Here is a 13708-nt window from a genome sequence, read left to right on the forward strand (position 1 = left end):
TAATACACTCATTCAAGCAGACGACAGTCTTCCGTCAGTAATGGCCAGGTGAACTCTTCATTATCACTATTCAATAAAATAGTATCATTGGTTATTCCGTTAATAGTACCGTTTAAACCCTGTAAGCGTATTCTCAAAGAAGTCAGACTACAATGAGCATTTTGATAATTCTGTGTCTCTAGGCTAGCTAATGTTTGCTCTACATACTTGTTGATGCCATCAATCATCTCATTGGCATCTTCTTGCCATTCAAAGCTGTAGTCTGCATCAAGAGAATCTAGATCATTAATCTTTTTCAGACTGATCAACGCATCCATGAGTTTGCGTAGATTATTAAAGTCTAGGCTTGATATAGAGATTTGTGGTTTACTGTTTTCCATCAAAGAGACTCCTACGAGTGTTATAGTTTTTTAAATGGTTCCATTATATCAGTCTGTTTTAAGTAGGCTGTTAATATGTTTGAAGGGTGAAATAGCTGGTTCCCTTGGGGTATCCCCCAAGGGAACTAATCAGGCACTTTCAGTGTTTCGGTTTCCTAGTGAGGACTTGAATCTTTGGTTGTAAGTTGTTTTTATCAACAATTCAAATTATTTATAATATTACAGTGTACGCTGTGTACCTATTAAGATGAAATGAGTACGCTAATCCAACTAACGGATTAAATGATATATTTATTAAAGGACAGAGAATGCAACTCGAGATCAACGTCGTTGACGCTTTCACCGATACCGTTTTTAAAGGAAATTCAGCAGCAGTTATTGTCACTAATAGTTGGCTAGACGAAGACTTAATGCAGTCTATTGCAATGGAGAATAATTTACCCGCAACTGCCTTTTTAGTTGCTGATGAGACAGATAAAAAAGGGACTTATCATGTTCGTTGGTTCTCTCCAACGACTGAAATTGCTTTTTGTGGTCATGCAACCTTAGCGTCAGCCTTTGTCTTATTTAATAAAAACCCTGCTTTAAAAACGATTAAGCTTTCAGCCAAAGCGGTTGGAATACTGACAATCGCACAAACAGACGCTGGAAAAATACAAATAAACTTTCCAAATACTAAGCCTGAGAAAGTGGATGGTATTTCCAATAGCTTATTAGCAGGTCTATCTATTGTTCCTGTTGAAGTCTATCGCAATACACAAGCATATTTTGTAGTTTATAACTCCGAATCTGATGTTCTGTCTGTAGATCGTGACAATGAAATACTTAAACAAATCGCACCTTTAAAGCTAGTTGTGACTTGTCTATCCGAGTGCAAAGATTATGATTTTATCTCTAGATATTTTGTACCAGAAAACGGTGGTAATGAAGATCCAGTAACCGGATCAATCCACACTGGGCTTGCACCGTTTTGGGCAGAGCGCTTAGATAGAAATGAATTGGTAGCCTATCAAGCATCAAGTCGAGGCGGAATACTTGAATGCGTCGTAGCAGGTGATAGAGTGCTTATTTCTGGCAATGCGGTGCAGTATTTAACAGGATTTATTACTGTTTAAGGCATAATCTTTCGTTTTTCAGAATGACTATACTTTCTAAAATAAGCATAGTTTAAAATATCAATTAAATGCTAGAATGCCAACAAAAGCTTACTCTGGTAGTCGTATTTTAATGAATAACATTGCCCTATATATCCTTATAGCCTCTGCCACTATTGCTAGCCCAGGCCCCGGTGTCATTCTAAGTATTACAAACTCCCTGACGCATGGTCGAAAAAAGACCGCTTATGGCATCTTGGGTATCTCTCTAGGAATGCTAGGCGTGGCTATTGTCTCAGCTACTAGTATTGGACTAGTGATCGCAACATCAAAGAAAATGTTCTTGGCCATTCAATTGTTGGGCGCAATGTATATATTTTACTTGGGTTTTAAAATGGCCTTTGGAAAAAGAAAATCATTTGTCCTAGATTCTGGCAACACGTTAGATGTGAGTAGTACAAGTGCTGGTAGGTTATTCAAAGAAGGTTTGCTAACCTCTCTTTCTAACCCAAAACCTATCTTATTTTTTATGGCTGTATTTCCGCAGTTTATCGATACTGAGCAAACCTATCTTTCTCAATTTCTGATTTTAGCTTCAGCTTTTTGCCTGCTGGTCTTACTTATCCATTTTTGCTACGCAGAAGCATTTGCTTTAGCCAGTCGATATCTATGGAAAGCTCAAGATAACCTATATTTAATTACAAAAATCGGCGGCGTAACATTGATGTTCATTTCCGTTCTATTATTTGTAAGTGTGGTGCTCGCTCTCTAAAAGCCTCCTATGGTTAATACGAGATTGCCATAAGATTTTTAAATATAATAACCAGCCATAATTTCCTAGGCCAACGATATGACCCCTATATACACCGCATTGGCTGTACTGGTTACTTTTATTTGGGGTGTGAACTTTACCTTTATTGCATGGGGACTTGAAAGCTTTCCACCGCTAATGCTCACCGCCCTGCGTTTCTTCTTTACCGCTGTGCCACTGGTTTTTTTTCTGAAGCCGCCCAAATTTAACCGTACATTACTTATCTATGCTATCGGTACGTTTGTCATGCAGTATGCTTTTGTCTTTACTGCCATGCATTTAGGGGCATCGGCAGGGTTGACGGCGCTATTGCTACAAATTCAAATTTTTATCACCGTATTGCTGGCGTATTTCATATTGGGTGAGGCAGTGAGTCGCATGCAAATCATCGGTATGCTGGTTGGTGTGCTAGGACTTAGCGTCATCGCGTTAAATCTTGGTGGTGACATGCCTTTAGCTGGGTTTGTCTGTATCTTGATTGCGGCCATAGGCTGGAGCTTTGGTAACATTGCTTCAAAACAGGCGTCAACACAAGCGGCGCAGCAAGGATCAGACGTGGCTATTATTTCGTCTAATACTGGAAAGAATAAGGCATCCGCGTTGGCTGCTCTCGCTCTCGTGGTTTGGGGTGGTCTGATCGCTTGCGTGATTTTAACTTTATCTTCTCTCATGTTTGAGACCGAGGCATGGCAGTTAGCGACATTTACCGAGGCATCACTTAAGTCTTGGTTATCACTTGGGTTTATCGTGTATGTCTCAACGCTGATAGGCTTTGGACTGTGGGCGCATCTGCTTAGCCAAAATACGGCTTCTAAGGTTATGCCGTTTGCTCTGTTGGTGCCAGTATTCGGTATGACAACCTCAGTGCTGCTCACAGGAGAAGTCGTGACATGGTGGAAGATGCTGGCAATGGTATTGATATTGTCGGGATTGGTACTAGCGAATATGAAAATTAAACTGGGAAGAAAGCGCCAGCCAATATGATGTTAGCTGTACTTATTCCCATAATAGCGTTTACGGTAAATAAAAATAATGTGATCTACTATTCAAAAACTCACTGCATGTACACAACGAAGTACATTGATAATACTTCAGTGAGAAAAATCGTTGATGCCATTAGCCTACAACTTAGGGTTCGAGTCCTCACTAGGGAACCACTTTTACCTCCATAAGAGCGGTTATGATAGATACTTATATATACAGTAAGTTTAATACTAGTAGAAGAGTTCAGTACGCTAATTAAAATGAAAACTTTAAAGCTCATTCTAACGAATGGGCTTTTTTATTGTCCAAAATACAGTGAGCAATCAATGGCAACGACGACAGCAGCATTTGACGTAAAGTTTATTGAAGCCATTGCTTACGCGCTTAATCGTGAGGTAGTGCTACCAAATAACTACTACAACGTAATGACACCTATCCAGCGTCAGCAAGCGGTATCCATCGCAGGACTAGGGCAGACTGAGCAGATCAAGCACGTTATGAGCTTGGTTAATGACCAACTTGACAGCGGTGGCACTTTTGCAGACTTTCAGAACGCGGTTAAAAAAGGTGACATTGATATCAACCTGCCAAGGCATCGGCTAGACAATATCTTTAGAACGAATATCCAAGGCGCATATGGTCGAGGTCGCTGGTACCAGCAGCAACAGAATAAAGATGAACGCCCGTATTTGATGCGTGACGGCATCAATGATATTAGACAGCGCCCAGCTCATAAGGTTCTAGATGGTGTGGTTAGACATATCGATGATCCGTTCTGGCAACAGCACTACGCTCCTTCAGGGTATCGCTGCCGGTGCGTTTGCCGATCACTTACCGAGTCGCAAGCACAGGCCAAAGGTATAACGACCGACGACAACTTACCAAACGTACCAAACGATAAAGGTTGGATTGGTGGCACACCTGCACAGTACACGGGCAATATGAATAAGTTGGTCAATGACAAAATAGCTGAGCTTGCTATCACATACTACAAGCAGTCAGGTGCGATATTGGCAGCAAGACAGCGCATTGAGGCGGCAATTAACGTGATGTTGGCACAGCCGATACCTGAGCTTGCTGCGATGATTGATGAGGCTAAAAGACTGGTTGAGGAGGAGGGCGCATGAATAAACGAACGCGAATACTCAAAGCTATTGTGCTGATGATAGACATAGCATTGGTCACGTACTCAAAGAGACGTAAAAAAAGATAACCAATAAGCCGCCCATTGAGGCGGTTTTTTAATGGGTGAAATATGAACTTACAAGCAAAGATTAAGCGCGATATTGAAAGTCATGCGCTCATGGCTTGTCACGACTTGCAGGGCGAGCTTGCCTCTATCGACTTCAGGGCACTATCACGCTATGACGATGAAGACAGCGAACCAGCTTACACAGTTGAAAATGGCGTAGCGACCATCGATGTTCGCGGACTGCTAGTACCTGAGACATCAGGTGATTATCGCTCATGGGGTGTTACAGGCTATGCAAACCTAGCGGACTACATTCAGCAAGCCAATGATGATTACACGGTGACTAGCATTGTCCTAGATATTGATAGCGGTGGTGGTTATGTCGCAGGGCTTGACGGTATCACTGAGACTATCTATCAGTCTGCAAAACCGATTGAAGCGTTTGTAAGTGGCGACGCCTATTCCGCTGCTTACTGGCTTGCTGCAAGCACGATCAAGATTACCGCAACCAAGCAATCAGGCCTTGCCAGTATTGGTGTTTATGTGGTCCACACCGAAGAAAGCGGATGGCTTGAGCGTTATGGTGAAAAAGTCTCATTGTTCCGATCGGGCAGGTGGAAAGCGGCATTCAACTCATTCATGCCACTGACAGACGATGAAAAGCAGCGCCTACAAGAAGGCGTTGATGAATCAGCGAGTATATTTTTCAATCATGTGGCAGCACAGCGCAATGTTGATGCTAAGACAGTCAAAGGCTGGGAAGGCGATGTATTCACCGCCACGAAAGCCAAAGAATTAGGTCTGATTGATGTGATTGCCGATAGTGTCGCAGTCTCAAGCAGCATCGCACAGAGCAACAATAACCCCGAGGAGTACGACTTGAACGAGTTAGAAAAGGCGCAAGCCAAAATCACAGCGCTTGAAAAAGAAAAGGCTGAAGCTGTACAGGCCGCCATTGAGCGAGCTGAAAAAGCAGAGAAAGCACTATCTGATTCTCAAGCGTCAACACGCCAAGCCGCTATCGATAAACTAGCTGCTGACACTGGTCGTGAGTTTACGGATGAGCAATCAACTGCATTCAAAGCAATGGATGAGGCGCAGTTTGCTACTTCAGTTGCATTGGCCACACCAGTTGCACCTAAAGCACCGACATTGCCTGATGGCTTGGATAAGCCGCAAGCAACCAATGGACGTGAAGGTGGCGAAAGTAAAATTCTAGCAGCTGTTGAAGCAGCTAAAGCACAAGGAGCTAAATAATGGGTGATTTCAACTATACAACTGAGCAGCCGTTAACGGTCGATGTTGCACCTATCACTGATAGCGTCGTACCTACAACTGGCACTGCATACAAACGTGGTGACTTGCTAGTAATTGCTGCTGGCACCAACGTAGCGACTCACAGTGACGCATCAACGGGTGCACAAGCTGACTGGCATGTCATCTGTCTAGCTGACGTAACTGCCGAGCAAGCAACTGCCAAGATTGCAGCAGGTGTTGAAATGCCCGTTTATGTTGCAGGTAAGTTTGATGTTGCAGAAGTCAAGCTGAACGGCGCGGCACTCACTCCAACTCAAAAGCTAGCGGCGCGTGCATACGCTAATCGCTCAACTAAAATCACGCTTAGCGTCGTTAAATAAGGATAAATATTTATGGCTACTTTTAATATTGAAGGCGCTGAAATTGAAACAGCATCTTTTGAAGAACTTGGCGCGGTTTATGATCATAGCAAACCAGTCGATACTTTTTTTCGTGATCGTTACTTCAGCGATGAAGAATACTTAAACAATGAAGATAAAGTGCCAGTAGGCGATATCAAAACCTATATTCCGCTAGCACCTGCTGTGGTGCCGACAGCTCAAGGTCGTGTGATTAAAGACAAGGTTGAGTTGAATGTTAAATACATTCCAGCACCTTACTTTAAACCTGCCTGTGTTGTAGAACCTAGCAGCAAAATCAAAGCCAAAATGCTCAAGTTATTACAAGCCATGCGTGTCATTGCAACCAATGCTGCTGGTGTGCCGCCTACCATGCAAGATGAGTGGGAAATGGCTGCTGCTGTATCGTACTGGACCATCCGTGAGTCATTGTCTGCTCGTATCGCTATCATGTGCCGCGATGCTTTGCTATACGGCAAGGTTGTTGTGGAAGGCGATGATAATGCGGGTGTTACCGTTGATTATGGTCGCCATAGTGATTTGACATTTAGCCCTGCCATTGCATGGGACCAAGTAGGCGCCACACCTTACCAAGACATTCGCAAGATGGTTAAAAATTTGGTAAAGCATGGTAAGCGCCGTCCAGTTGATGCTGTTATGCCTAGCCGTGTATTCGATACGTTGTCAGATAACAAGCCGTTTAATGATAAATTCACCGAATCAAAAGACAGTACGGCAACTCGTGTATTTGATGGCAGCTTTGGTGGCGAAGTTGAAGCAACCTCGCGTGGAACGCTTGACGGTATTGAATTTTGGACGTATGACGCTGAATTTGATACAGAAGATGGTACAAGCGAGTTAATGATTCCAGAAGACGGCTTTTGGTTGGTGTCTGAGCGTAATAACAAGCTTTACTTCTGCATGATTAAGCATCGTAAAAATCCTGCGAAGTTGGCAATGGAATTGATGCCGTATCACGTATTTAGTGACGATCCATCAGTTGATAAGTTTATTGCTGACTCAAGCCCTTTGCCTGTGCCAATCAATAAAAATGGTGCCTGTGGTGGTACTGGTTTTATCACTCTTTAACCAACTTCCTTTGTTTAAATAATTAAATGGGTCGCCTATCAGCGGCTCACATGGAGCAAATAATGTCTAAATTTTACATTGCAAAACAAGCTATTGGCCAATACGTTACTGGCGAAAAAATCCCAGTCATCACTGACGATGAGCTAAAAGCAGCCATTAAAGACAGCAAAACAATCACTGGCTTAACTGCTGATCGAGCTAAGTTTTTGTTAAGCAAAGGTGCTATCGCAGAAGCTGACGGTGAAGAAAACGATTCTGACGAAGATGACACCAATGAAGTGGTTGAGCTCGATAAACTCACAAATAAAGATCTGAAGGTTTTGCTTGATGAAGAAGGCATTGAGTACAACGCATCTGATGATAAGAAAACACTAATTGCTCTATTTCCGAAGGACTAACTATGTACGCGACTCGTGATGATTTAATCAGTCACTTTAGTGAGTTGGAAATTAGTCAGCTTGAGTCGTTACATGAAGACCCGTTGGCTGCAACCGCTAAAGCATTAAAAAGCGCAAGTGGCAAGATGGATAGTTTCTTATCTACTCGATATAACACGCCCATCGCCAAAACGGATAACTTAGAGCTAGTTTGCTGCAATATCGCAAGATACTTGCTGTATAAAAACGACGCAACAGGTGAGCCGGAAGACCGCTACAAAGAAGAGGTTGCTTGGTTAAAGGACGTTAGCGCAGGTCGCGCCAATGTCACGTTTGCTCAGACGCTTACACTAGATGAGCAGCAAAGCACTTATATTAAGCCTGCTGTGCCAATTGGCAGTAGTTACCCTGGTCAAATCTTTGGTGATGACGTGTTTGCCAAGATGCCTAGCATTAAGTGAGGTGAGTCATGTTTGATGCTGAATTATCAGGCGGCGATGAGATTATTAGGCGGTTGGGCGACTTGTTTTTTGATAGTCAAAAAATGCAGAAGTTTAGCCGAATGGCTGGCGCTGAGATGGTTTATCAGACCGAGGAGCGTTTCTACAATCAGCACGATCTACAGCGTCAACCATGGTTGCCCTCTCTAAGAGCTATTGAGCAAAAAGGTAAGACGCTGCGTGATACTGGTCGCTTAATGGGTTCGTTAACCTATGTGCCACTACCTGATGGCGTCAAGTGGGGCACAAACGTGGTGTATGGACCAATGATGCACTATGGCGGCACCAAAGAGCAATTCCCTCACTTGTGGGGCAATATCACGCCCAGACCGTTCTTAGGTATGAACGAAAACGACAGAGCGTCAGTGCTTAATATCATCAATCGAATTATGGACGTGGACTTATGAGTAATTATTTTTCAGTAGGTCTTGGCTTGATTGACCATTTACTTGAGGAGTTTAGACCTAAAGACAGAAGGGTTTACGAGACAAAGAGTCAGCACGAGGTAAGGTTGGTATCTGATGAAGAGTTGCTGATTAAGGCTCAAGCTAATGCTGATATATGGGGTATTAAACACATTGGCACCATTGCAGATATCAGTAAGATTAATAAAAGTATTACTCCCGCTTTGTATGTTGTTAATACCTCAAATAATCCAAATGCCAATGGTTCGATAGACAGTAGCGATACGCAACAATGGACGGTTGTAGTAGCTGTAAGCAATCAAGCGGCGCAGACAACCACAGTTGAGCTAATGCAAGCGTCTGGTGAGTTAATAAGCAAGGTTATCAATCATGTGCAAGGGTATCAACTTGACGAATACCATGACGCACTAGAGCGCACATCAACAAGCGGGCGTCCTGATTATTCCAGTACGTTCGCACTATATCCATTCACTTTTCAAACTAAATTCCAGCCTTAGAGGACAAAAATCATGGCAGATAAACAACAATCTCACGCATTTATCGGTAACGGTAAAGTGTATTTAACCGCTGTTAAAAATGGCGTAGAAGGCAAACCCTTTTGGGTTGGTTTAGCAAATGCCGCCTCTTTTAGTCACTCGATAGAGGATGAAAAAGAGCTAATTGAATATCACTCTGGTAAAAATCAAGTATGGGACAAAGATGATGGCAGAAAGGCCACAACGTTTAGCTTAACGCTTAATGAGCGTCGTCCAGAAGCAATGCAAGCAGCATTACAAGCAACGGTTACAGAAGTTGCTACCGGCACAGCGACGGGCGAAGAACATGCCGTTTCAGAAGTAGGTGATATTATCTTCCTGAAGCATAAAAACGTGACTGAAATCACATCGTTTAAAGACAGCACTACCGTCACCGCGCTTGATTTGGTCGAAGGCATTGACTACACGATTGATAAAAAGTACGGCACCATCGAGCTATTAGAAAAGCAGACGCTCACATCGCCGCTAATCGTGACTTATAGTTACGGCACTGCAACGGTTATGAAGCCAATGACTGACGATGTTGATTATTATCGAATCCGTGTTGATGGTCTAAACAAAGTTGGTCAAAAAGATAAGCAGGTGGTCACAGCTTATCGTGCCAAGCTATCACCTGCTGATACGCTTGATCTAATCAGTGATGACTTTAGCGAAATGACGCTTGAAGCTGACTTGTTATATGACGAAGCAGAAGAAGCAACTTACGAGATTGTGAAGTTATAGCTTAATCGCAAAGACCAAATATAAGTACCTATAGATAAAACAAAAGCTCATCTTAATCGGTGAGCTTTTTTTTATTTAAGTAAATCATTGCGCGTCGATGGCTTACTCAAATAAAAAGGAATGATTATGCGTACTAATGCACAAACCAAGCTGACGAATACAGCCACAGGCGCGGTTATTGTCTTATCTGATAGCTTATATCCTGAAGGTGAGCACGACTGGTCAGCCATTGTATCAAGTACAAAGTACGCGCTAGACGGTACGATGATCGCTGAGCAGTCAGAGCGTAAGGCTGGCAGACCGTACACGATGCAAGCACCTGATGGTCATGGCGTACTATCACGAGCGACGATCAATGCGCTCAAGTCTGAGCGTGACAAGCTGGGGGCTACGTTTTGGTTGGATTATCTAGCGGATGGAGTCGTAAAGCGAGTTAAGGTGATATTTGATACGACAGGTGAGGCTATTGAAGCCAAGCCAGTTAAGAATACGACCAGTCCCGAGCTGACCGATTATTACAACGTGACGCTTAGGTTTTTAGATATACCGAGCGAGTAAAGCAACAGAATAATTGAGAGAGGTGGTTGGTCATGAGTGATAAAGATAAAACTCTTGCGGCTAAGCTAAAAGAAAAGGACTTCAGGGTTCTTATCCTACTTTATGTTATGGCGATAATTCTTGGCATCAACATGATTATCGAGACAATACAAGCCTATAAGAATATATAGAATCTACAAGCAAAACCACAGCCCACTCATTGTAGTGGGTTTTTTAATGTCCAAAATTTGATGGATGACGACATGGCGATTACTCAAAACGATTTAGAAATACTAAAAAGCGAGGTCATGGCAGACACTCCTGATGGTGGTGGATTGCCAACGGGTATTGCTGTCATTGATGGGGTGTCAAATAACTTACTCCCTGATGTGTCAGATATTGATGCGCTGGAAGGTCGTGTGCGCTTGCGTAAAGTATTCCCGTCCGTCTTAACACCTAGCACTGACTTACTGCAAGCGTCACGTGTGTTGATTACGGAGATACCTAGCAACCCTAACACCTCGGTATTTATGTTCGCTGCCACAAGTTTTGCTGATAGACGTACTGATGCTGTGGAATACATGAATAGCTACACTTATCCGCAAGAGAGCTACCGCGCCTACTATCAGGGCAAGAATTACAAAGGTAGCTATACGTTTAAATTTGCAAATCAAGGCGAGTTTGTACCTGTAATCGGCGATGTTGTAAAAGTTACCCAGTTGATGCAAAAGCAAATTCCGCAATCCACGCCAATCGGTGAGGTTGTTTACTCTCAGTTTTTAAAAGTTACTGACGTACTGGTTGAGACTCCCGATCCGCAATATGCCATGAGGGTTGTTACGCTGACGATTAGGGAGCCGTTAAATTATGATTTTGGCGGCGAATTAGATACTCCAGATTTAGGGCAAGCATTTGATATATTCAGCACAAGAAAAAATGCAAGTCTAAAGTTTTATGGTGCAACCAAGCTAAGTGCGCCAGCTATCATCGGCGCTGAACAAGTAACACTACTATCTAGTAAGTTGCGTATCGCGCCATCAGGCTTATCGCTAGATAGTCAGAAGGTTGGTGTTGATTTATCGAGACTACCATCAGACGGCTTAGTTGATTTGGTTGATGTCGGCGACTTAATAACAATCACTGAGATAAAATCGATGCAACTACCAACCAATAACCCGAACGACACGTTTGATTTGGTTTTTGAGCGACTGTCCGATGTAAACGTGGTTGATGCCAATGATGTAAAAATCAGCTTTGATTATCTTGATATCGACCTAGATGCAGGTATATTGCAGCTTAACGGTATGTTTGATATGTCAGGTTATACAGCTCCATTGACCGCTAAATATCGCATCATGGATTTGGCTAAAGTGGAATCAATTAGCGGACAAACAGTCAACCTGCTAAACCCTATTACTCACAACTATACAGATGCAGCAGTGTTTAGCTCAATGCTCGTCATGGGCGATATGCAAGCACGAACGTTTAACGTGTTTAGCCAAAAGTCGTGGACAAAAGAATTTAGCGACCAGTTGATTGGCGATAGAGCTGAGGCGCAATTACAGGTAGCTAATAACCCTATTGTCGTGACCAATCGTGATGCGATTGAGGAGCGATGGGCGCTAGTGTTTACGAGTGCCACTGCATTTCGCATCGTTGGTGAAACAGTGGGCGAGATTGGCACTGGCTCAACAACAACGCTGACAGCACCTATTAACCCCATGACTGGCTATCCATACTTTACGATACCAGTAGCAGCGTGGAGTACAGGTTGGTCAGCTGCTAATGTGGTGCGACTCAATACCGAAGCAGCAAAGAATCCCGTATGGTTTGGCAGTGCTATCCAGCAGCATCAGATCGACAGCTTAAATACTTACGATTTCACTATTGGCTATCACGCCAATATTGACCGTGTGCGAGGTGCGTAATGATACTAAGTGTTGATGCAAAAAACGCAGCGTTGCAAGGGATTGCTGATAGATTAAATGTCGGTACTAACTCGGTGCTATCAATCTACGTGGGCGCAACACTTGCCGCTGAGTTTGCGCTACTCAATCCAGCACAGGAATCAATTACCAATGCGGTAATGACGTTTAAGATACCACCAAAGGTTTTGGCTATCGCATCAGGCGCACCAACAGTAGCAAAGGTGCTAGATGCTAGTGGGGCGCTTATTGCGACGCTTGATGTCGCAACAGAGCTGTCTCTTGATAAGCCGCAAATCTATCAAGGTGGTTACGTAACATTGGCATCGCTAACAATGGGCGTGTGATATGGCAACAATCAACGGTAGAGCAAAGAGATTTAACGGCACAGCCATTGATTATGTGCTGCTATTCGCTTGGAAAACAGGAAAGTGTCTAGGCAAATCGATAACAGATGCATCTGGCAATTGGTCGTTCGATTACGATACCAATCTAATAGTTGGCATTACTTACGTTGCTGACGGGTGCGAACCGATTACACACGGGCCATACGAATTTGTATTAAATAAATAAGGGTAGATTATGAGTTTTTTGAATCCAGTAAACGAGACAGTGAAGAGGTTTAAAAGCACCGATACGGGCGCACCTCAAATCAACTATAACAGCCGTGTAGCAGGTGATGTTTACGCAATAATAAAATCCTGCTTGGTAACTGGCTATGGATCTGTCACAAGTGCGGGTTGGTCTGTAACGAATGAAACAACTAATGCAGGTGAGTTTGTTAGTCCTAGCACCTCAATGAGTAGTTATAAGATAGGTGTTTCCGATGCCAGTGCCACGACGACAACATGGTATTATAAATATTTAGATGTCCGAACAGACCCGACCAATAATTCTGGAAAAAAAGTATTTACTTATATAGATAAGACAAGCCCTAATAATGGTTGGCAGATGCTAGTGACTGGTCGCGGTTTTTTCTTTATCGAGTCAATGTACCAATCTGATGTAAGCGCAATGGTTGCAAGGGTTACATATTTTGGCATGGTTAAGTCCGCAATTGCAACAACCAGTGGTAAGAATATCGCTTATTGGTCTGTAGGCCACGGTGCAAGTTATCAGCCGTATCAGCTTTACTCGTCAACATCAGCGTCACACCTAAACCTAGAGTCTTACAGCAATCTAACCTTTTCATCGGCAAACATATCAGGGATAACAACCGGAGCAAAAACCTACGGAACATCAGATGTTGACGTCATATCCAAGCTGTACTTATACAATGGGGGTATTTTTGCTGCTGAACATCCAGGATTCATGGCAGTTGATTCCGCTAAGTCCATAAACTTATTTGGCGTTAGGGATACCGTTGATGATGATGGTAGGCCGATGGTTTACGTCTGCATGGGCAGGGAAACGACCTCTGCAAACGTAGAGGCAAGTGCTAGGGCTATTCTTTTATATATAGATTATTGGGAGTATTGAA

19 protein-coding genes are annotated in these 13708 nt (G+C 43.2%); 18 read left to right on the forward strand and 1 reads right to left on the reverse strand.

Annotated features, from left to right (window positions below; genetic code table 11):
• Window positions 1-8: 8 nt before the first annotated feature.
• Window positions 9-380, reverse strand: coding sequence for a hypothetical protein (locus tag JMX93_RS11000; RefSeq protein ID WP_499204743.1), 372 nt, complete (start codon window positions 378-380; stop codon window positions 9-11).
• A gap of 308 nt (window positions 381-688) precedes the next feature.
• Here JMX93_RS11000 and JMX93_RS11005 point away from each other — a divergent pair, with 308 nt between their 5' ends.
• From JMX93_RS11005 to JMX93_RS11090, 18 genes are all read left to right on the forward strand, one after another.
• Entirely contained in the window at window positions 689-1495 is an 807-nt protein-coding gene (locus tag JMX93_RS11005) for a PhzF family phenazine biosynthesis protein (RefSeq protein ID WP_499204744.1), read from the forward strand.
• 76 nt (window positions 1496-1571) lie between these two features.
• On the forward strand, window positions 1572-2246 hold the full coding sequence (locus JMX93_RS11010) for a LysE family translocator (RefSeq protein ID WP_499204745.1): 675 nt from the start codon (window positions 1572-1574) through the stop codon (window positions 2244-2246).
• A gap of 78 nt (window positions 2247-2324) precedes the next feature.
• The gene (locus JMX93_RS11015) at window positions 2325-3269 is read left to right on the forward strand and encodes an EamA family transporter (protein WP_499204746.1); all 945 of its coding nucleotides are present in this window, start codon (window positions 2325-2327) and stop codon (window positions 3267-3269) included.
• Window positions 3270-3595: 326 nt separating this feature from the next.
• The gene (locus JMX93_RS11020; RefSeq protein WP_499204747.1) at window positions 3596-4396 is read left to right on the forward strand and encodes a phage head morphogenesis protein; all 801 of its coding nucleotides are present in this window, start codon (window positions 3596-3598) and stop codon (window positions 4394-4396) included.
• A gap of 128 nt (window positions 4397-4524) precedes the next feature.
• The gene (locus tag JMX93_RS11025; protein WP_499204748.1) at window positions 4525-5718 is read left to right on the forward strand and encodes a S49 family peptidase; all 1194 of its coding nucleotides are present in this window, start codon (window positions 4525-4527) and stop codon (window positions 5716-5718) included.
• A complete protein-coding gene (locus JMX93_RS11030; RefSeq protein WP_499204749.1) occupies window positions 5718-6098 on the forward strand; it encodes a hypothetical protein in 381 nt (126 codons plus the stop codon). The genes JMX93_RS11025 and JMX93_RS11030 overlap by 1 nt, the downstream gene beginning before the upstream one ends.
• A gap of 12 nt (window positions 6099-6110) precedes the next feature.
• On the forward strand, window positions 6111-7205 hold the full coding sequence (locus tag JMX93_RS11035) for a major capsid protein (RefSeq protein WP_499204750.1): 1095 nt from the start codon (window positions 6111-6113) through the stop codon (window positions 7203-7205).
• Window positions 7206-7267: 62 nt separating this feature from the next.
• Complete coding sequence (locus JMX93_RS11040) at window positions 7268-7603, forward strand: hypothetical protein (protein WP_499204751.1); 336 nt, start codon at window positions 7268-7270, stop codon at window positions 7601-7603.
• A 2-nt stretch (window positions 7604-7605) separates the two neighbouring features.
• Entirely contained in the window at window positions 7606-8043 is a 438-nt protein-coding gene (locus JMX93_RS11045; protein ID WP_499204752.1) for a phage protein Gp36 family protein, read from the forward strand.
• 8 nt (window positions 8044-8051) lie between these two features.
• Complete coding sequence (locus JMX93_RS11050) at window positions 8052-8489, forward strand: phage virion morphogenesis protein (RefSeq protein WP_499204753.1); 438 nt, start codon at window positions 8052-8054, stop codon at window positions 8487-8489.
• Window positions 8486-9004 (forward strand): phage tail terminator protein, encoded by a 519-nt coding sequence (locus tag JMX93_RS11055; RefSeq protein WP_499204754.1) that lies wholly within the window; start codon window positions 8486-8488, stop codon window positions 9002-9004. The genes JMX93_RS11050 and JMX93_RS11055 overlap by 4 nt, the downstream gene beginning before the upstream one ends.
• Before the next feature lie 12 nt (window positions 9005-9016).
• Window positions 9017-9766 carry a phage tail tube protein gene (locus tag JMX93_RS11060; RefSeq protein WP_499204755.1) on the forward strand — a complete coding sequence of 250 codons (750 nt, stop codon included), beginning with the start codon at window positions 9017-9019 and terminating at the stop codon, window positions 9764-9766.
• A gap of 126 nt (window positions 9767-9892) precedes the next feature.
• Window positions 9893-10324 (forward strand): hypothetical protein, encoded by a 432-nt coding sequence (locus JMX93_RS11065; RefSeq protein ID WP_499204756.1) that lies wholly within the window; start codon window positions 9893-9895, stop codon window positions 10322-10324.
• A 32-nt stretch (window positions 10325-10356) separates the two neighbouring features.
• Window positions 10357-10494 carry a hypothetical protein gene (locus JMX93_RS11070; protein WP_499204757.1) on the forward strand — a complete coding sequence of 46 codons (138 nt, stop codon included), beginning with the start codon at window positions 10357-10359 and terminating at the stop codon, window positions 10492-10494.
• Window positions 10495-10566: 72 nt separating this feature from the next.
• Window positions 10567-12231, forward strand: a complete 1665-nt coding sequence (locus JMX93_RS11075; protein WP_499204758.1) for a hypothetical protein — start codon at window positions 10567-10569, stop codon at window positions 12229-12231.
• Window positions 12231-12575, forward strand: coding sequence for a hypothetical protein (locus JMX93_RS11080; RefSeq protein ID WP_499204759.1), 345 nt, complete (start codon window positions 12231-12233; stop codon window positions 12573-12575). The genes JMX93_RS11075 and JMX93_RS11080 overlap by 1 nt, the downstream gene beginning before the upstream one ends.
• A 1-nt stretch (window position 12576) precedes the next feature.
• Complete coding sequence (locus JMX93_RS11085) at window positions 12577-12801, forward strand: hypothetical protein (protein WP_499204760.1); 225 nt, start codon at window positions 12577-12579, stop codon at window positions 12799-12801.
• 9 nt (window positions 12802-12810) lie between these two features.
• Window positions 12811-13707, forward strand: a complete 897-nt coding sequence (locus tag JMX93_RS11090; protein WP_499204761.1) for a hypothetical protein — start codon at window positions 12811-12813, stop codon at window positions 13705-13707.
• Window position 13708: the final 1 nt, after the last annotated feature.

It is taken from the genome of Psychrobacter muriicola 2pS (assembly GCF_904846535.1).
GTDB classification, from domain to species: Bacteria; Pseudomonadota; Gammaproteobacteria; order Pseudomonadales; family Moraxellaceae; genus Psychrobacter; species Psychrobacter aquimaris.